Source organism: Mycolicibacter hiberniae, assembly GCF_010729485.1.
Lineage (GTDB): Bacteria > Actinomycetota > Actinomycetes > Mycobacteriales > Mycobacteriaceae > Mycobacterium > Mycobacterium hiberniae.
Genome location: NZ_AP022609.1, coordinates 745,463 through 764,854, shown reverse-complemented (window position 1 = coordinate 764,854; position 19,392 = coordinate 745,463). Strand labels below are relative to the sequence as shown.

15 protein-coding genes are annotated in these 19,392 nt (G+C 68.7%); 7 read left to right on the top strand and 8 right to left on the bottom strand.

What is annotated here, in order from left to right; genetic code table 11:
* Positions 1–28 precede the first annotated feature (28 nt).
* The gene (locus G6N14_RS03660; protein WP_085137190.1) at positions 29–1,249 is read left to right on the top strand and encodes a cytochrome P450; all 1,221 of its coding nucleotides are present in this window, start codon (positions 29–31) and stop codon (positions 1,247–1,249) included.
* Positions 1,249–1,842 carry a TetR/AcrR family transcriptional regulator gene (locus G6N14_RS03655; RefSeq protein ID WP_085137192.1) on the top strand — a complete coding sequence of 198 codons (594 nt, stop codon included), beginning with the start codon at positions 1,249–1,251 and terminating at the stop codon, positions 1,840–1,842. Before G6N14_RS03660 ends, G6N14_RS03655 begins: the two co-directional genes overlap by 1 nt.
* On the opposite strand, the gene G6N14_RS03650 is transcribed toward G6N14_RS03655, so the two are convergent.
* Positions 1,823–2,962: an acyltransferase family protein gene (locus G6N14_RS03650; protein ID WP_085137194.1), complete on the bottom strand. Its 1,140-nt coding sequence runs from the start codon at positions 2,960–2,962 to the stop codon at positions 1,823–1,825. The genes G6N14_RS03655 and G6N14_RS03650 overlap by 20 nt on opposite strands.
* A complete protein-coding gene (locus G6N14_RS03645) occupies positions 2,959–4,701 on the bottom strand; it encodes a DEAD/DEAH box helicase (protein ID WP_085137196.1) in 1,743 nt (580 codons plus the stop codon). Before G6N14_RS03645 ends, G6N14_RS03650 begins: the two co-directional genes overlap by 4 nt.
* A 123-nt stretch (positions 4,702–4,824) precedes the next feature.
* Here G6N14_RS03645 and G6N14_RS03640 point away from each other — a divergent pair, with 123 nt between their 5' ends.
* A complete protein-coding gene (locus tag G6N14_RS03640) occupies positions 4,825–5,388 on the top strand; it encodes an LppP/LprE family lipoprotein (protein WP_234809023.1) in 564 nt (187 codons plus the stop codon).
* Positions 5,389–5,397: 9 nt separating this feature from the next.
* On the opposite strand, the gene G6N14_RS03635 is transcribed toward G6N14_RS03640, so the two are convergent.
* Positions 5,398–7,167 (bottom strand): MFS transporter, encoded by a 1,770-nt coding sequence (locus G6N14_RS03635; RefSeq protein ID WP_085137257.1) that lies wholly within the window; start codon positions 7,165–7,167, stop codon positions 5,398–5,400.
* 314 nt (positions 7,168–7,481) lie between these two features.
* Here G6N14_RS03635 and G6N14_RS03630 point away from each other — a divergent pair, with 314 nt between their 5' ends.
* From G6N14_RS03630 to G6N14_RS03620, 3 genes are all read left to right on the top strand, one after another.
* Positions 7,482–8,261, top strand: a complete 780-nt coding sequence (locus tag G6N14_RS03630; RefSeq protein WP_085137198.1) for a hypothetical protein — start codon at positions 7,482–7,484, stop codon at positions 8,259–8,261.
* Positions 8,262–8,395: 134 nt separating this feature from the next.
* Positions 8,396–12,139, top strand: coding sequence for a multifunctional oxoglutarate decarboxylase/oxoglutarate dehydrogenase thiamine pyrophosphate-binding subunit/dihydrolipoyllysine-residue succinyltransferase subunit (locus G6N14_RS03625; RefSeq protein ID WP_163787042.1), 3,744 nt, complete (start codon positions 8,396–8,398; stop codon positions 12,137–12,139).
* Positions 12,140–12,350: 211 nt separating this feature from the next.
* Positions 12,351–13,175 carry an SDR family NAD(P)-dependent oxidoreductase gene (locus G6N14_RS03620; RefSeq protein ID WP_085134864.1) on the top strand — a complete coding sequence of 275 codons (825 nt, stop codon included), beginning with the start codon at positions 12,351–12,353 and terminating at the stop codon, positions 13,173–13,175.
* A 6-nt stretch (positions 13,176–13,181) separates the two neighbouring features.
* Here G6N14_RS03620 and G6N14_RS03615 read toward each other — a convergent pair whose 3' ends face one another.
* The 3 genes from G6N14_RS03615 to G6N14_RS03605 form a co-directional block, all read right to left on the bottom strand.
* Positions 13,182–14,039 carry a glycine betaine ABC transporter substrate-binding protein gene (locus G6N14_RS03615; RefSeq protein WP_407663065.1) on the bottom strand — a complete coding sequence of 286 codons (858 nt, stop codon included), beginning with the start codon at positions 14,037–14,039 and terminating at the stop codon, positions 13,182–13,184.
* A gap of 8 nt (positions 14,040–14,047) precedes the next feature.
* Positions 14,048–15,229 (bottom strand): NAD(P)-dependent malic enzyme, encoded by a 1,182-nt coding sequence (locus tag G6N14_RS03610; protein WP_085134865.1) that lies wholly within the window; start codon positions 15,227–15,229, stop codon positions 14,048–14,050.
* A gap of 95 nt (positions 15,230–15,324) precedes the next feature.
* Positions 15,325–16,314, bottom strand: coding sequence for a malate dehydrogenase (locus G6N14_RS03605; protein WP_085134866.1), 990 nt, complete (start codon positions 16,312–16,314; stop codon positions 15,325–15,327).
* A 171-nt stretch (positions 16,315–16,485) separates the two neighbouring features.
* Here G6N14_RS03605 and corA point away from each other — a divergent pair, with 171 nt between their 5' ends.
* Positions 16,486–17,520 carry a magnesium/cobalt transporter CorA gene (gene corA, locus G6N14_RS03600; protein WP_085134867.1) on the top strand — a complete coding sequence of 345 codons (1,035 nt, stop codon included), beginning with the start codon at positions 16,486–16,488 and terminating at the stop codon, positions 17,518–17,520.
* Positions 17,521–17,632: 112 nt separating this feature from the next.
* Here corA and G6N14_RS03595 read toward each other — a convergent pair whose 3' ends face one another.
* Positions 17,633–18,238, bottom strand: a complete 606-nt coding sequence (locus tag G6N14_RS03595) for a suppressor of fused domain protein (protein WP_085134868.1) — start codon at positions 18,236–18,238, stop codon at positions 17,633–17,635.
* Positions 18,239–18,245: 7 nt separating this feature from the next.
* Entirely contained in the window at positions 18,246–19,391 is a 1,146-nt protein-coding gene (locus G6N14_RS03590; protein ID WP_085134869.1) for an ABC transporter ATP-binding protein, read from the bottom strand.
* Between the last annotated feature and the right edge of the window lies 1 nt (position 19,392).

Below are 19,392 nucleotides of genomic sequence, written 5' to 3'. Positions count from 1 at the left end.
AGCTGATCCGTTGTCGTATCAATGAGACATGACGACAACGCTGTCTCATCCGAAGTTCGAGCTCTGCAACGCCGACACCTGGCCCAACCCCTGGCCGATGTACGCCGCGCTGCGCGATCACGACCCCGTCCACCACGTGGTTCCGCCGGGCGCGCCGGATCAGGACTACTACGTGATGTCCCGGCACGCCGACATCTGGGCCGCCGCCGCCGACCATGAGACCTTCTCGTCCGCCCAGGGGCTGACCATCAACTACCACGAGCTGGAGATGATCGGCCTTGCCGACAATCCGCCGATGGTGATGCAGGATCCCCCGGTACACACCGAGTTTCGCAAACTGGTAGCCCGCGGCTTCATGCCGCGACAGGTCGAGCTGCTCGAGCCCAAGGTGCGCCAGTTCGTGGTCGAACGCCTGGAGCGGCTCAAGGCCAACGGCGGCGGCGACATCGTCGCCGAACTGTTCAAACCGCTGCCCTCGATGGTGGTCGCCCACTACCTGGGCGTGCCCGAGGAAGACCGCGACCAGTTCGACGGCTGGACCGACGCGGTGGTAGCGGCCACCGTCAGCGCAGACGGCGTGGCCTCGGCCGGGGAAGCGGTCGGACAAATGATGGCCTACTTCGGCGGGCTCATCGAACGCCGCCGCACCGACCCGCAGGACGACACCGTATCGCACCTGGTGGCGGCGGGCCTGGCCGCCGACGGTGACATCCAGGGACTGCTGTCGGTACTGGCCTTCACCTTCACCATGGTCACCGGCGGCAACGACACCACTACCGGAATGCTCGGCGGCTCAGTGCAACTGCTGCAGCAGCACCCCGATCAGCGTCAGCTGCTCGTCGACAAGCCGGAGCTGGTCCGCGACGCCGTCGAGGAGTTGCTGCGGCTGACCTCCCCGGTGCAGGGGCTGGCCCGAACCACCACCCGGGACGTAACCGTCGGCGACACCACCATTCCCGCCGACCGCAAGGTGCTGCTGCTCTACGGCTCGGGTAACCGTGACGAACGCCAGTTCGGCCAAGACGCCGGCGAACTGAACGTGCTGCGCAAGCCGCACCAGATTCTGACTTTCAGCTACGGTGCCCACCACTGCATCGGCAACCAGGCGGCACGGATGCAGGCACGGGTTGCGCTGGAGGAACTGCTGGCCCGCTGCCCGGACTACTCGATCGACGAAGCCGCGATCGTCTGGGCCGGCGGCAGTTACGTGCGGCGTCCAGTCTCGGTACCGTTCACCGTCGGGTCGTGATGGCTGGGCGGTCCTGGCTGTCCGATCAGCGCGGTGAGCTGGCCGCCGAGAAGATTCTCGACGCGGCCGAGAAGCTGTTCGCCGAACAGGACCCCGCTTCGGTGGGCATGAATGAGATCGCCCGCGCAGCGGGATGTTCGCGCGCCACGCTGTATCGGTACTTCGAGAGCCGCGACGCGCTGCACACCGCCTATGCCCACCGGTGGGCCAATGCGCTGTATCACCAGTTGACCCAGCGGCTGGCCGGTGTCGAGGATCCGGCGGAGCGGCTGGTCGCCGGGATCACCGAATCCCTGGCGCTGGTGCGCAACAACCCGGCCCTGGCGTCGTGGTTCGCCGAGAGCGGCCCGCCGATCGGTGCCACCATGGCTGCGCAGTCCGAGGTCATCACCGTGATGGTCACGTCCTTCCTGTCCGGGCTGGACGGTCAGGACAGCGACACGGTGCCGGCGCGCGCCCGTTGGGTGGTGCGGGTGCTGACCTCACTGCTGAGCTTTCCCGGCCGCGACGCCGAGGAGGAACGGGCGATGCTGCGGCAGTTCGTGGTGCCGGTCGTGGTGTCGCCCGGCCGGCTCAACTCCGCACCCGGGTGAACCGGTGCAGCAGCCAGGCCACCGGGACGGTGACCGCCATGGTGAGCACGAACAGCGCCGCCATCGAGCCGGTGTAGACCGGGGTGCGCAGCACCTGCACCATCACCACCTCCATCAGCACCAGGTGCACCAGGAAGATCTCGTAGGAGATCTCCCCCAGCCACACCATCGGCCGGCTCGCCAGCAGCCGCGCGTACCAGCCCCGGTTGCCCAACGCCAGCGGCGCCACCATCAGCGCGGCGATTGCCGCGTAGAAGCCCGCCTTGACCAGCGCCTCGGACAACTTGGCCGGTGACGTGGTGGGCTCCCCGGCGATCGGGGTGGAAGCGATGACATAGCAGATGAGCGCCAGCGGAATCGCGACGAATCCATAGCACCGCACGCCCATGGCCCGCAGCACCGCCAGCACCATCCCGGCCACGAACCAGGCCAGGTAACCCGGCAGCCACAGCCGGGCGCCGTCGGGAAGGAAGTCGGTCACGTGCACCAGCGTCAACCACAGCGGCGTGATCGCGGCCGCGGCGGCCAGTCCAGCCAGCAGCAGCCCCGGCCGCCACCGTCGCCGGCACAGCCAGACCAATGTCACGTAGGCCAGCAGGGGCAAAACCACGTAGAAGGCGACCTCGACCGCCAGGCTCCACATCTGGGTGAGGCCCTGATGCAGGTATCCGAACATGTAGTTGTCGGTGTAGATCTGGGTCAGCGTCAGGTTGCGCAGCAGCCCGATCCAGGTATGGCCGGGGTTCGGGCCGGCGGTGCGGAAGTGGTAGATCGCATAGGCCAGCAGCACCGTGACCACATAGGCGGGCATGATGCGCCGCACCCGATGCCAGGCGTAGCGCCGCACCGTGGGTTCGGGCGCCCCGAACGCCGTCGCGCGAACCCACGGCTGGAACAGCAGGAAACCGGAGAGCACGAAGAAGATCGGCACGCCGATCTCCATGCGCGAACCCAGCAACCCCGCGTAGCCGTGGGTGTACTTGCCGGTGGTGTAGGCCGCGTGGGTTCCGACCACCAGGATCGCGGCCACCGCACGCACACCCGTCAGCGACGCGACCCGATCGACATGATCGATCTGCTCGAGCCCGCCCTGGGCGACCTCGTCGCGCGGCAGGGTCATTCGGTGCGTTTCCGGTGCCCGCCTTCAGGACGACGACTGGGCTTACCGGACGGCCGTTCCCGACTCAGGTGGATCAGCTGTCCCTGAATCCGGGTCTGCTCCAACGCCTTGAGTGTCTTGCCGGACAGCTTTGCCGGAAGCTCCACCAGCGAGTGGTCCACCTTGATGCTGATGTTGCCGAAATCGCTGCGGTGCAAGCCGCCCTCGTTGGCCAGCGCCCCGACGATGGCACCCGGGTTGACCTTGTGCCGCTTGCCGACCGAGATCCGGTAGGTGGCGAATCCGTCCTTCGGGGGGCCGCCCTTGCGGTCGTCCCGGCCGCCTTCCCTGCCCGGCTTGGCGTGTTCGCGTCGCTTGTCCGGCGGCGGTTCCACCATGAGGAACGCCTCGCCGTCCCGGGACTGCACCGCCAGTGCGGCGGCGATGTCGGCCATGGGGACGTTGTGCTCGCGGCTGTAGTCCTCGACCAGGCGGCGGAACAACTCGAGGCTCGGGGAACTGAGGTGGCTGGTGATCGCGTCGGCGAACTTCGCGACCCGCTGAGCGTTGACGTCGTCGATGCTGGGCAGCTCGGACTCGACCAGCTTCTGCCGCGTCACCTTTTCGATGAGCCGCAGCAGATGGCGCTCGCGGGGGCTGACGAACAGCAGCGCGGCTCCCGACCGCCCGGCCCGGCCGGTGCGCCCGATCCGGTGCACATAGGCCTCGGGGTCGTTGGGAATGTCGTAGTTGACCACGTGAGAGATGCGGTCGACATCCAGGCCGCGGGCGGCGACATCGGTGGCGACCAGGATGTCGATGCTGCCGTTCTTCAGCGCGGTGATGGTGCGCTCGCGCTGCGCCTGGGCGATATCTCCGTTGATGGCCGCCGCGGAAAACCCGCGGGCGCGCAGCTTCTCGGCGACCTCCTCAGTGGCCTGCTTGGTACGGACGAAGACGATCATCGCTTCGAAAGGCTCGACTTCGAGCACTCTGGTCAGGGCGTCCATCTTGCGCGGCCCGGCGACCTCGATGTAGCGCTGCGAGATGTTCTCCGCCGTGGTGGTTTTCGCCTTGACGGTGACTTCGACCGGGTCGTGCAGGTAACGGCTGGTGATGCGGCGAATGGCCGAGGGCATGGTCGCCGAGAACAGGGCCACCTGCTTGTACTCAGGCGTGTCGGCCAGGATGCGTTCGACGTCTTCGGCGAAGCCCATCGCCAGCATCTCGTCGGCCTCGTCGAGCACCAGGTAGTCCAGGTGCGACAGATCCAGGCTGCCACGTTCCAGGTGGTCGATGACCCGGCCCGGCGTACCCACCACCACCTGCGCGCCGCGCTTCAGCCCCGACAGCTGCACAGTGTAGGAGGCCCCGCCGTAGATCGGCAGCACGTTGATCCGCGGCAGGTGCGCGCCGTAACGCCCGAACGCCTCGGCCACCTGCAGTGCCAACTCGCGGGTGGGTGCGAGCACCAGCGCCTGGGTGGCTTTGCTGGTGGTGTCGATGCGCGACAGGATCGGAATGGCGAACGCGGCGGTCTTGCCGGTGCCGGTCTGGGCCAGCCCGACCACGTCGGAACCCTCCAGCAGGGCCGGGATGGTTGCGGCCTGAATCGCCGAGGGCGTCTCATAGCCGACATCGGCGACGGCCCGCAGCACCGAGGGGTGAATCTGCAGGTCGGCGAAGGTCGGAGTGGAGTCCGAGGTGGACGGGGCGGACGGGTCCGAGAGGAGCTCATCGGGGGCATCAGGCGAGGTCATAGCGCTTAGCAGTCTACGGGCAAAGGAGCCCTGCCCGTGCCGCGCTCGACGCGGGTCGCCGAAGCCCGCGTTCGGCCGCCGGTTGGCCGTGCCTCCCCGGCCGGTCGGCCGGCGGACGGTACGGTGCCCGGTGTGCTGGGTGTCGTCAAACCGTCTGTCGTGATTGCCGCGCTGGCTGCCGCCCTACTGGCCGGTTGCGGCTCGGGCGACTCCACCGTCGCCAAGACGCCCGCGAACACCAGCCCGGCCGCCGCGCCGCCGCAGGCGCCCGTCGCAGAGTCCCCGGCCTCGAGCAGCCCGCCCGCCGACCCGTGTGCGGTCGACCTGGCCGCCCCGGCGATCGCCCAGGCCGTCTCCGAGCTGCCGCGCGACCCGCGCAGCGGGCAACCGTGGAGCCCGGAACCGCTGGCCGGCAACTACAACACCTGTGCCGACATATCGGCGGTGATCGTGAAGGCGAACACCAACTCCGAGCATCCCGGTACCCGCGCCGTGCTGTTTCACCGCGGAGAATTCCTCGCCCAGTCCGTGCCGGACACCTACGGATTCAGCGGCATCGACCTGGCGCAGTGCACGCCGGACACGGTGGCCCTGCGCAACGCCAGCGGCATACCGGGCATAGCCGGGGTGGTGAAGTTCCACTGGAACGGCACCGGCGTGGAGATCGTCGGCAACACCACCCGTTAGCGGGCTGCCTCACCACCGCCGCGAGTGCCGTCCCACGGTCGCGGTGTCACCGGGATCCTCCAGATAATGCCGGTTGCGGCGCGACGGACTGCTGCCGGTGATCCCGAATTTGGCCAGCACGTCGGGCACCGGCGCCCCGTTGGTGGCGGGCCGAATCTGACGTTCCACATCGGCGCTGACACCGTTGTGACGCCGTGCCGGCGCAGGCGCGGCAAACGCCGGCCGCACGATCTCGACCGTCAGCGGCTCGGTCGCCGGGTCATCGGCCGGCGACGGGCGAACAGCGTGATGCGGGGCCACGACCGGGATCGGCGCGGTCGGCGGGTCGCCTTGGCGTGCGGCATCCCCGGCGTGACCCCCGCGTCCGGCGGTGCGGCGTGCCGGGTCGATCACGTAACCGACCATGAACAGCGCGGCGAGGACACCGAACAGGGCGACGAAGGCCGGTAACAGCGTGGCCTCCGACATCGCCAGCGCGAACGGCTCGTGCAGGAACTCCGGTAGGTGCAGGACCCCGGCGGCATCCCCGGGGCGTGTCTCACCCGGCATGGCGGGCAGGTCCGCGGCGATCCGCGAGGTCATGAAGGCGGCCATACCGGCGCTGCCCAGCACGGCGCCGACCTGGCGGGTTGCGTTGTAGACCCCCGAACCGGCACCGGCCAGCTGCGGCGGCAGGTTGCGCGTTGCGGTGGTCGCCAGCGGCGACCAGATGAACGCCATGCCGATGCCGATCGCCGTGAAGGGCAGCACCAGCCGCCAGATGGGGGTCAGCGGCGTCATCTCGATCGAGAGCCAGGTGAGCCCGATCGCCAGAGCCGAGAAACCGAAACCGACCACCGGCCGGGGGTGTGCCCTGTCCACGATGCGTCCCACGACTGGGGCCAGCAGCCCTGAGGTGATCGCCATCGGTGCGGTGAGCAGCGCTGAGCGCGTCGGCGTCATGCCGCACACCGCCTGGGCGTAGAACATCACCGGCAGCACCATCCCGGTGGCGGCGAAGCCGATGACGGCCACCCCGACGTTGGCCAGCCCGAAATCGAGATCGCGGAAGATGCGCAGCGGCACCAGCGGCTCGCCCTTGTTGACGGCCTGCCAGTAGACGAAGGCCGCCATGCAGCACAGGCCGCCGACCAACTGAGCCCAGATCCACGGCGCCCAGCCCTGGGATTCGCCTTCTTGCAGGGCGAACACCAGCAGGAACATCCCGGCTCCCGACAGCGCGACGCCCAGCAGGTCGAAGCGATGGCGGTGCACCGGCAGATCCGGGATCAACACGATCGCCAGGACCAGGCCGATTGCGCCGATCGGGACGTTGATGAAGAAGATCCACTCCCAGCCGAGCCGGTCCACCAGCACGCCACCGGCCAGCGGACCGATCAGCGTCGCCACGCCCGCGGTGGCACCCCAGACACTCATTGCCGCGCCGCGCCGATCCGGCGGGAAGGTGCGGGTGATCACCGACAGGGTCTGCGGGGTGAGCAGCGCCGCTCCGATCCCCTGCACCGTGCGCGCGGCGATCAACATCGCGATTCCCCCGGCCAGACCGCACCACAGCGACGCCGCGGTGAACACCGCCAGGCCGATCAGGTACAGGTTCTTCGGACCGAACTGGTCGCCGAGGCGGCCGGCGACCAGCAGCGGCACCGCGTAGGCCAGCAGGTAAGCACTGGTAACCCAGATCACGGTGTCGTAGCCCACGCCCAGCGACGTCATGATGCTCGGGTTGGCGACCGCGACAATGGTGGAATCGACCAGGATCACGAAGAAGCCGAGCAGCATCGCCCACAGCGCGTTCCACGGGTTGACCGGCTCGGCTGAGCGCACCGCACCCGAACGCGCGGATTCGGCGCTTTCCGAGTGCTCCCCGGGCCCAAACCGGCTGATCGTGCTGCTCAAGCGCCGCCCCTCTCATCACTGCGCGGTGCTGTTGGGGGCATCAAGCCACCGCATCCGACGCTACGGACAGATGAGGTCACGAACAACTCGGATCGCCGATGGGACGCTGTGCCGTCCGGCGGTGCCCGCTTCGTTCGCCGGGCCGACGGTCGCCGGCGCGTTAGCCTGAAAGGCACCGCACCAAACGGGAGGCAACCATGGGCATCTTTCGACGGCGGAAGTCGGCGCAGGTTCCATCACCGACCTCCGGGGAGGGTAAGCCCACCATGGCGGCCCGGGCGTTGGCGCGGGTCATCGAGGGCAGCGAACGGGTGCAGGGTCCGGCGGTACGCACCTACCTGGAGCGACTGCGCCGGGCCGATCCCGACGCCAGCCCGGCCCAGATCATCGCGAAGCTGGAGAAGCGTTACCTGGCCGCGTCGACGGCTACCGGCGCCGCGGTGGGCGCCACCGCGGCGGTACCGGCTATCGGCACCCTGATGGCACTGTCGGCGGTGGCCGGCGAAACCGCGGTGTTCCTGGAGGCCACCGCGTTCTTCGTGCTGTCGGTGGCGCAGGTGCACGGCATTCCGGTGGACGACCACGAGCGGCGGCGGGCGCTGGTGCTGGCGGTGCTGGTGGGCGACCGGGGCAAGGGCGCGCTGGGCGAGCTGCTCGGCACGGGCCGTACCAGCGGCGCGTGGCTCGCCGAAGGCTCCGCCGGTGTCGCCGCCCTGCCGCTGCCGGCGGTCCGGGAGCTGAACTCCCGGATGCTGCGGTACTTCGTCAAGCGCTTCACCCTGCGCCGCGGGGCCTTGGCGTTCGGCAAACTGCTGCCGGTCGGCCTGGGTGCGGTGATCGGGGCGATCGGCAACCGCCTGATGGGCAAGAAGGTCGTCGGTCACGCCCGTAAGGCGTTCGGCGAGCCCGCCCAGCGGTGGCCGGTGCCCTTGCACCTGGTTCCGGCCCTGCCCGCCGACGACGCCCACTCCGCCTGACCGACTGCGATAGGCGACGGACAATCGGCCGCGATCCTGGCGGAATATATGGGAGGGGCTAGCCTTTATAGGGCAGGTGGGCGCGGGCGCAAAGTGCCTCGCCGGACGACCAGGAATCGAGGCGAGAAGCTGTCGTGAGCGGTATCAGTTCACCCTTCGGTCAGAACGAGTGGCTAGTCGAGGAGATGTACCGCAAATTCCGCGAGGATCCCTCCTCGGTGGATCCGAGCTGGCACGAGTTCCTCGCCGACTACAAGCACGACGGGAACCGCGCCGACGGGTCGGCCGCGCCCGCCCCGGCAGTGACTGAGCAGGCTCCCCCGGCGCAACCGACTGCCCCCGCACCGGCGCCGCAGGCACCGGCTGCTCCGGCAGCGGCCGCCCCCGCCCCAGCCGCTCCCGCCCCCGCCGCCACGCCCGCCACCCCGGCGCCCACGCCTCCGGCGCCGGCCGCCAAGCCGCCGCAGGCGGCGCCCGCGGCCGCCGACGAGCGTCAGGTGCTGCGCGGGGCCGCGGCCGCCGTGGTCAAGAACATGTCCACCTCCCTCGCGGTGCCCACGGCCACCAGCGTGCGCGCCGTGCCGGCCAAGCTGATGATCGACAACCGCATCGTCATCAACAACCAGCTCAAGCGGAACCGCGGCGGCAAGATCTCCTTCACCCATCTGCTCGGTTACGCGATCGTGCAGGCGGTCAAGAAGTTCCCCAACATGAATCGGCATTTCGCCGAGATCGACGGAAAGCCCAATACCGTCACCCCGGCCCACACCAACCTGGGTCTGGCCATCGATCTGCATGGCGCCGGAGGTAAGCGCTCCCTGGTGGTGGCCGCCATCAAAGGCGCCGAATCGTTGCGCTTCGCGCAGTTCGTCGACGCCTATGAAGACATCGTGCGACGGGCCCGCGACGGCAAGCTGACCGCCGAGGACTTCGCCGGGGTGACCATCTCGCTGACCAACCCCGGAACCATCGGCACGGTGCACTCGGTGCCCCGGTTGATGGCAGGCCAGGGCGCCATCATCGGTGTCGGCGCCATGGAGTACCCCGCTGAGTTCCAGGGTGCCAGCGAGCAGCGCATCGCCGAACTGGGCGTGGGCAAGGTGATCACCTTGACCTCGACGTATGACCACCGCATCATCCAGGGCGCGGAGTCGGGCGACTTCCTGCGCACCGTGCACGAGATGTTGCTGTCGGATGCGTTCTGGGACGAGATCTTCTTCGAGCTGTCCATCCCCTACGAGCCGGTGCGGTGGCGCTCGGACAACCCCGACTCGGTCGTCGACAAGAACGCCCGCGCAGTGGAACTGATCGCCGCCTACCGCAACCGGGGCCACCTGATGGCCGACATCGACCCGCTGCGCTTGGACAACACCCGATTCCGCAGCCACCCGGACCTGGACGTGCAGAGCCACGGCCTGACGTTGTGGGACTTGGACCGGGAATTCAAGGTCGAAGGCGTCCCCGGCGGCAACATCCGCAAGCTGCGCGAGATCCTCTCGGTGCTGCGCGACGCCTACTGCCGCCACGTCGGCGTCGAGTACACCCACATCCTCGAGCCCGAGCAGCAGCAGTGGTTGCAGGAGCGCATCGAGGTCAAGCACGTCAAACCCACTGTGGCCCAGCAGAAGTACATTCTGAGCAAGCTCAATGCCGCCGAGGCGTTCGAGAGCTTCCTGCAGACCAAGTACGTCGGCCAGAAGCGCTTCTCCCTGGAAGGCGCCGAGACCGTCATCCCGATGATGGACGCGGCCATCGACCAGTGCGCCGAACACGGCCTGGACGAGGTTGTCATCGGCATGCCGCACCGCGGCCGGCTCAATGTGCTGGCCAACATCGTCGGCAAGCCCTATTCGCAGATCTTCACCGAGTTCGAGGGCAACCTCAACCCGGCCGAGGCGCACGGTTCCGGCGACGTCAAGTACCACCTGGGCGCCACCGGCGTGTACCTGCAGATGTTCGGGGACAACGAGATTCAGGTCTCCCTGACCGCCAACCCGTCCCACCTGGAGGCAGTGGACCCGGTGCTCGAAGGGCTGGTCCGGGCCCGCCAGGATCTGCTCGGCCGGGGCGCGTCGGGCACCGAAGAGGAGCCGGCATTCTCGGTGGTGCCGATGATGTTGCACGGCGACGCCGCGTTCGCCGGCCAGGGCGTGGTCGCCGAAACGCTGAACATGGCGCTGCTGCCCGGCTATCGGGTCGGCGGCACCATCCACATCATCGTCAACAACCAGATCGGTTTCACCACGGCGCCGGATTACTCGCGCTCCAGCGAGTACTGCACCGACGTGGCCAAGATGATCGGCGCCCCCATCTTCCACGTCAACGGCGACGACCCGGAGGCCTGCGACTGGGTGGCCCGGCTGGCGGTGGACTTCCGCCAGAAGTTCCACAAGGACGTCGTCATCGACATGCTGTGCTACCGCCGGCGCGGGCACAACGAGGGCGACGACCCGTCGATGACCAACCCCTACATGTACGACGTGATCGGCACCAAGACCAGCGTCCGCAAGAGCTACACCGAAGACCTGATCGGCCGTGGCGACATCTCGCTGAAAGAGGCCGAGGACGCCCTCCGCGACTACCACGGCCAGCTGGAGCGGGTGTTCAACGAGATCCGCGAACTGGAAAAGCATGCCGCGCTGCCCAGTGAGTCGGTGGAATCCGAGCAACAGGTGCCCCGCGGCCTGAACACCGCGGTCGACAAGGCGATGCTGTCCCGCATCGGTGATGCGTTCATAGCGATCCCCGAGGGCTTCACCGTGCACCCGCGCGTGCTGCCGGTGTTGGAGCGACGCCGCGAGATGGCCTACGAGGGCAAGGTGGACTGGGCGTTCGGCGAGTTGCTGGCGCTGGGATCGCTGGTCGCCGAAGGCAAGCTGATCCGGCTGTCGGGGCAGGACACCCGCCGCGGCACCTTCTCGCAACGGCATTCGGTGATCATCGACCAGTCCAACGGGGCGGAGTTCAGCCCGTTGCAGCTGCTGGCCTCCGACGCCGACGGCAACCCGACCGGCGGAAAGTTCCTGGTCTACGACTCGCCGCTGTCGGAGTTCGCCGCCGTCGGCTTCGAGTACGGCTACACCGTGGGCAACCCGGACGCCCTGGTGCTGTGGGAGGCGCAGTTCGGCGACTTCGTCAACGGCGCCCAGTCGATCATCGACGAGTTCATCAGCTCCGGTGAGGCCAAGTGGGGGCAGCTGTCCAGCGTGGTGCTGCTGCTGCCGCACGGCCATGAGGGCCAAGGCCCCGACCACACCTCCGGGCGCATCGAGCGTTTCCTGCAGCTGTGGGCCGAGGGTTCGATGACCATCGCGATGCCCTCGACTCCGTCGAACTACTTCCACCTGCTGCGCAGGCATGCCCTCGACGGCATCCGGCGGCCGCTGATCGTGTTCACCCCGAAGTCGATGTTGCGCAACAAGGCAGCGGTCAGCGACATCAAGGACTTCACCGACGTCAAGTTCCGGTCGGTGCTCGAAGAGCCGACGTACGAGGACGGCGAGGGCGACCGCAACAAGGTCACCCGGGTGTTGCTGACCAGCGGCAAGCTGTACTACGAGCTGGCCGCCCGCAAGGCCAAGGACGGCCGCGACGACATCGCGATCGTGCGGATCGAACAGCTGGCCCCGCTGCCCAAGCGCCGCCTCGGGCAAACCCTGGACCGCTACCCGAACGCCGAGCAGTTCTTCTGGGTGCAGGAGGAGCCGGCCAACCAGGGCGCGTGGCCGCGGTTCGGCCTGGAGCTGCCGGAGCTGCTCCCGGACAAGCTGACCGGGGTCAAGCGCATCTCGCGCCGCGCCATGTCGGCGCCGTCGTCGGGGTCGTCGAAGGTGCACGCTGTCGAACAGCAGGAGATCATCGACTCGGCGTTCGGCTGAGGTACGAAGCCGCACGCCGAGGAGACATTAGCGCGGACTCGGCGTTCGGCTGAGGTACGAAGCCGCACGCCGAGGAGACATCAGCGCGGCCACGGCGTTCGGCGCAGGCACGAAGCCGCAGGCGCCGCGCCCTTCGTTTCACCGAGGCCCACTCATCCGGTACCGGCGGTACCGGATACGCTCGGGGTTCCACCGACCGCTGGGAGAGCACATGCAGGGATTCGCGGGCAAGGTCGCCGTCGTCACCGGCGCCGGTTCCGGCATCGGTCAGGCACTGGCCGTCGAGCTGGCACGGGCGGGAGCGCAGCTGGCGATCAGCGACGTCGACACCGAGGGTCTCGCCGAGACCGAGCGTCGGGTGGCCGCGCTGGGCGTGCGGGTCAAGGCCGACCGCCTCGACGTCACCGAGCGCGAAGCATTCCTGATCTACGCCGACGAGGTCAAAGAGCATTTCGGCAAGGTCAACCAGATCTACAACAACGCCGGGATCGCCTACAGCGGCGACATCGAGATCACCCCGTTCAAGGACATCGAACGGGTGATGGACGTCGACTTCTGGGGTGTGGTCAACGGCACCAAGGCCTTCCTGCCGCACCTGATCGCCTCCGGCGACGGGCACGTCATCAACGTCTCCAGTCTGTTCGGACTGCTGTCGGTGCCCGCCCAGGGCGCCTACAACGCGGCGAAGTTCGCCGTCCGCGGCTTCACCGAGGCGTTGCGCCAGGAAATGGTCGTCGCCGGGCACCCGGTCAAGGTCACCACGGTGCACCCGGGCGGCATCAAGACCGCGATCGCCCGTAACGCCACCGTCGCCGAAGGCCTCGACGCCGCGGCGCTGGCCGAGTTCTTCGACCGGCGGCTGGCCTCTACCACCGCCGAAGAGGCCGCCCGGGTGATCCTCGCGGGAGTCCGCAAGAACCGGGCCCGCGTGCTGATCGGAAACGACGCGCGCGCTCTGGACCTGCTGGTGCGCATCACGGGCTCGGGATACCAGTGGCTGTTCTCGCGCGCCATCCCGCGGCTGCGGCCCCGGTAGCTGCCGTTACCTGCCCAGTGGGTGTTCGTCGAGGAAGCCGTCGACCACAACCTGCGGATCGGCTCCCTCGGCCACCCGGCGACGCATCTCGATCAGCGCCTCGGTGTCGAGCACTCCGGCCACCTGGTTGACCGCCAGCAGCTGGGCCTCGTTCAGCTCGTTGCGGCGATACAGCGGCACCACGTTCTCCGCGCGTACCAGCGCGGGCCGGCCGTCGGTGAGCAGCACCACGTCCTCCGGTACGCCCGGATCGGCGGTAGTGGCCCACGCCGCCGTGATCTGGCGAGCGCGCAGCGCGGCGAACAACGCTGTGTCGTTGGGGAATTCACGAGCTTTGGGCAGCGCGCAGCGCCCCACAGCGGTAGGTGCCGGCGCGCCCGCAACCCGGCCGACGGCCAACCCGGCGCAGTGCCGCACGAGCGCGCCCAGGTCGGAGTCGCCCCAGGCCAGGGCCGTCGCCTCGGTCACGGCCAGCATCGGCTTGTCCTCGGCACTCATGGCGTAGTCGCCGACCGCGAGTCCCTCCGGCAGCGCCCCGGCCAATGCCCAGTAGACCCCCCGATCGGAGCGTGCCACAGCGTCGGGGGCGAAGATCGCCAGCAACCGGCCGGTGAAACCGGGCACCACGGTCAGCTCCCCGGAATCCAGTCCGGGAACCGGGTCGGCGACGGCCTCGATGCGAACTGCGGCGCCGGTGCTGCGCAGCGCGCTGGCATACAGGTGGGCCAGCACCTGCGCCTGCGGATCCGGAGCCATGCCCACGGTCAGCGGCGACGGGCCCGGGTGAGCGCCACAACCGGCGATCAGCACCGCCGCCCATCCCAGCGCCCAGCGGCGCAGGTGATGTCCGAGCGGCCTGCGCACGGTGAACTCTAGGAGGCGGTGTCGGCGGCCGCCGCGACAGCGGCCGCAACGGCCGGTTCGACCCGGGGATCCAGCGGGCTGGGCACGATACGGTCCGGGGCCAGCTCGTCGGCGACAACCGAGAAAATCGCTTCTGCGGCAGCCAACTTCATCGCCTCGGTGATCCGGCGCGCACCGGCGTCCAGCGCACCACGGAACACACCGGGGAAGGCCAGCACATTGTTGATCTGGTTGGGGAAGTCGCTGCGTCCGGTCGCCACCACCGCCGCGTACTTGGCCGCCAGGTCGGGGTGGATCTCCGGGTCAGGATTGGACAGGGCGAACACCACGCCGCCCGGTGCCATCGACGCGATCAGCTCCTCGGGCACCACGCCTCCGGACGCGCCGAGGAAGACGTCGGCGCCGGCCAGCGCCTCAGCGAGACCGCCGGTGACGCCCCGCGGGTTGGTCCGCTGCGCCAGCTCGAGCTTGACCTCGTTCATGCCCGAGCGCTCCGGATGCAGCACGCCCTGCGAGTCCAGCACGATCATGTCCGTGACGCCCCGGGAGAGCAGGATGTTCGCGCAGGCCACCCCCGCGGCACCGGCACCGGAGACCACCACCCGCAGCGACGCGATCTCGCGGTCGACCACCTTGGCCGCCCCCAGCAGGGCCGCCAATGCCACGATCGCGGTGCCGTGCTGGTCGTCGTGCATCACCGGGCAGTCCAGCGCCTCGATCACCCGGCGTTCGATCTCGAAACAGCGCGGAGCGGAGATGTCCTCCAGATTGACCGCCCCGAACGACGGACGCAGCCGCACCAGGGTTTCGACGATCTCGTCGGGGTCCTTGGTGTCCAACACGATCGGGATGGAGTCCAGGCCGGCGAACGTCTTGAACAACGCCGCCTTGCCCTCCATCACCGGCAGCGCCGCCGACGGACCCAGGTCCCCCAGCCCGAGCACCGAGGTGCCGTCGCTGACCACCGCGACCAGACGGTGCGCCCAGGTGTACCGCGCCGCCAGTGTGTGGTCGGCGGCGATGGCCCGGCTGACCTGCGCCACACCGGGGGTGTAGGCGATCGACAGCGCACGCTGGGTGTCCAGCGGCGCCTTGAGTTCGACGGAGATCTTCCCGCCCGTGTGGGCTTCGAAGATCTCTTCGTCTCCGATCACGATCGGCGAGCTATTCATCGCTAGGTTCTCAGGCATCGATATGCCAGGGTACTGCGCTGCATTTGGGTTCTTTCTCTCGGCCGCGGCGGCCGATGCACCGCAGTTCCAACACCGCCTACCGAGCTAATGCCTCAGATCAGGCCCAGCGAGGTGACCGCTTCGCGCTCGTCGGCGAGCTCAGCGGTGGAGGCGTCGATTCGGCTGCGGGAGAAGTCGTCGATCTCCAGGCCCTGCACGATGCTCCAGTCGCCGCCGGAGGTGGTGACCGGGAACGAGGAGATCAGGCCCTCGGGCACACCGTAGGAGCCGTCGGAGACCACCGCCATCGACACCCAGTCACCGTCCGGGCTGCCCAGCAACCAGTCCCGGGCCGCGTCGACGGTGGCCGATGCCGCCGAGGCGGCCGACGACGCACCGCGCGCGTCGATGATCGCCGCACCGCGCTTGGCGACGGTGGGAATGAAGTCGTTCTCGATCCAGGCCTGGTCGCCGACGACCTCGGCGGCATTACGCCCGCCGACCTCGGCGTGGAAGATGTCGGGGTACTGGCTCGCCGAGTGGTTACCCCAGATCGTCATCTTCTTGACGTCGGTGACCTTGGCCCCGGTCTTGGCGGCCAACTGCGAGATTGCCCGGTTGTGGTCCAGACGGGTCAGCGCCGAGAAGCGCTCCTTGGGGATGTCGGGCGCGTTGGTCATCGCGATCAGCGCGTTGGTGTTGGCCGGGTTGCCCGTCACCCCGACCCGGATGTCGGAAGCCGCAACCGCGTTGAGCGCCTTGCCCTGCGCGGTGAAGATCGCGCCGTTGGCCTCCAGCAGGTCGCTGCGCTCCATGCCCGGTCCACGCGGGCGCGCGCCCACCAGCAGCGCCAGATTGGCGCCGTCGAAGATCTTGTTCGCGTCCGAGCCGATCTGCACACCCGACAGCAACGGGAACGCACAGTCGTCGAGCTCCATGACGACGCCCTCAAGCGCCTTGAGCGCCGGCTCGATCTCCAGCAGGCGCAGTTCGATCGGCCGGTCGGGGCCCAGCAGCGAGCCACTGGCCAGGCGGAAAAGCAGGCTGTAGCCGATCTGGCCGGCGGCGCCGGTGACGGCGACCTTGAGTGGGGTTGTGCTCACGTCAAGCGCTCCTCGAACGTTCGGCTGGTCTGGGCTTTGGTCCGGGTCGAAACTAGCGCACCGGCGCCGTCGCCGAAACTCCGGGACCCTGCCGATGAACCCCGCTCACCGCGCAGGTCGACGCCGGACGCGTAGCATTTGACCGGCACCTGCGCCGGAGGGAGAGCCACCATGACGGCGTCGCACGACCCGACACCTCGAGTGCTGGTGGACTGCGGTGTTTATGCCGACGGCAAGCGAATCCCGGGCCGGTTCACCCCCGCGGGCGCTCGGGCCAAGGTGCGCGAAATCGAGGCCGACGGGCGCGAAGCGTTCGTGTGGGTCGGTCTGCATGAGCCGGGCCAGGCCCAGATGCAGGGCGTGGCCGCGACCTTCGAACTGCACCCACTGTCGGTCGAGGACGCCGTTCAGGCACACCAGCGGCCGAAGCTGGAGCGCTACGACGACAGCCTGTTCCTGGCGCTCAAGACCGTCAACTACGTCGCGCACGAATCGGCGGTGGTGCCCCGGGAGATCGTCGAGACGGGCGAGATCATGATGTTTGTCGGCAAAAACTTTGTGGTCACCGTCCGGCACGGCGAACACAGCAGCCTGACCGACGTGCGCAGGCGGATGGAAGCCGATCCCGAGCAGATGCGACTGGGGCCGTTTGCGGTGATGCACGCCATCGCCGACTACGTGGTGGACCGCTATGTCGAGGTGACCGCCCGCATGGAGAGCGACATCGACCTGATCGAGGAGGCCGCGTTCGCACCCGGCACCCGTACCGATGTCGAACCGATTTACCAGATCAAACGCGAAGTGGTCGAACTGCGGCGGGCGGTGGCGCCGCTGTCCGGGCCGTTTGAGCGGATGCAGAACGAGTGCCGGGACCTGATCTCCAAGGAGGTACGGCGGTATCTGCGCGACGTCGCCGACCATCAGACGCGCGCAGCCGAACAGATCGCCGGCTACAACGAGTTGCTCAGCTCGCTGGTGCAGGCCGCGCTCGCGCGGGTGGGCATGCAGCAGAACACCGACATGCGCAAGATGTCGGCGTGGGCGGGCATCATCGCCGTCCCGACCATGATCGCCGGCATTTACGGAATGAATTTCGACTACATGCCGGCCCTGCACTGGGCGTTCAGCTACCCGATTGTGGTGGCCGGCATGTGTGTGATCTCCGCGGTGCTCTACCGCGCGTTCCGCCGCAACGGTTGGCTCTGAGGCCATCGCACCCCACCCCCGCCAGCCCTACCCCGCCCTTCCCGCGAGCAGACACAGAATCGCCCTCTTTGGGCTGTTTTAGGGCGATTCTGTGTCTGCTCGCCAAGAAGAGTCAGTGGGGCTGGGAAGCGCGACGGTCCGGGTCGAACACGTCCACGCCGTCCGCGCGCCAGGCCTCCCGCATCGCCTCGGCGCCCTTGAGCCGCACCCAGGCGGCCTCCGTCGCGGTGATCGGGGTGGCCGTAAGAAACCGCACCGGTTCCCGCGGGGGCTCCAGCGCCAACTCGGCGATGTCGCTGTCGCCGAGCAACACCGCAGTGAACGGCGCCGGGCCCGCAGGTCCGGTCCACAACGGCCCCCCGAGGTCGATCAGCGCGTCGGGCGCCAGCACCACCCCTTCGACCACCGGCGCGGCGGCCACGGCGGCGATGCTACGGGCCAGGCCGGTATCAGACGCCGAAGCACGCAGGTGCACAACGACTTCCGCCCGCGGACCGTGCACCGGGTCGGCAAGCATATGGCCGGGGTCTCCCATGGGGTGCCGCGAGCAACCCGCCGAGACGTAATGCACCATCCGGTCGGGTCCGGGCCCGAACCGCAACACCTCGATGGGCTCGACACCCAGAAATGTCACCCGGGCGACGTCCGGCTCACCGGCACCGGCCACGGCGAAGTGCTGCTGTACGTGCTGACGCACCCGATCCAGGTTGTGGGTCACCGGGTGTTCACCGCCCGGCGGGTGCGACGCTGAGGTTCACCCCGGTCTTGGCGTCGAACGCCACCGCCTTGTCCGCCAGCAGTGCCAGTTCGATCGGCTGCCCGCCGACGGCCTTCGACGCCGAGGGGACCCGGGCCACCAGGCTGCCTTCGGCCGGCGCTCCGGCGGATTCGTTCGGCGTGAAGTACAGGTACTTGTCCGCACCCAGCGATTCCACCAGGTCGACGCGGGCCGTGAAGGTCACCGCGGCGCGCCGGCCGGCGTCGTCGAGCAGCGCCGCATCCACCAGATGCTCGGGGCGCACCCCGATGACGACCTCCCCGCCCTGCGGTGCGGGATGCGCAGCGATCAGCTGACGAGTCGCCGCATCGAGCGGGACTTCACCGAACGGCAGGCGTGCGCCGGTCGCGGTCAGGGTGCCGGGAAAGAAGTTCATCGCCGGCGAGCCGACGAAACCGGCGACGAACAGGTTGACGGGCCGCTCGTAGAGCTCGTCGGGTGTGCCGACCTGCTGGGCGACGCCGCCCTGCATGACCACCACCCGGTCCCCGAGCGTCATCGCCTCGGTCTGGTCGTGCGTGACGTAGACGGTGGTGGTGCCCAGCCTGCGCTGCAGCCGGGCGATCTCACTGCGCATCTGCACGCGCAGCTTCGCGTCGAGGTTCGACAGCGGCTCGTCCATCAGAAATGCCTTGGGGTGCCGCACGATCGCCCGGCCCATGGCAACCCGCTGACGCTGGCCGCCGGACAGCTGCGACGGCTTGCGATCCAACAGGTCGGTCAGGTCGAGGATCTTGGCGACGTCGGCGACCTTCTCGGCGATCTGCGACTTCTTCATCTTGGCCAGGGTCAGCGGGAAGGCGAGGTTGCCCCGCACCGTCATGTGCGGGTAGAGCGCGTAGGACTGGAACACCATGGCGATGTCGCGGTCCTTGGGGGCACGCTCGTTGACCCGCTCGCCCCCGATGCGCAGCTCCCCCGAGGTGATCTGTTCCAGGCCGGCGATCATGTTCAGGGTGGTTGACTTTCCGCAGCCCGAAGGCCCCACCAGAATGATGAACTCGCCGTCGGCGATGCTCAGCGACAGGTCGTTGACCGCCACCGCACCGTCGGGGTAGCTCTTGGTGACGTGGAGGAGTTCGATCTCTGCCATC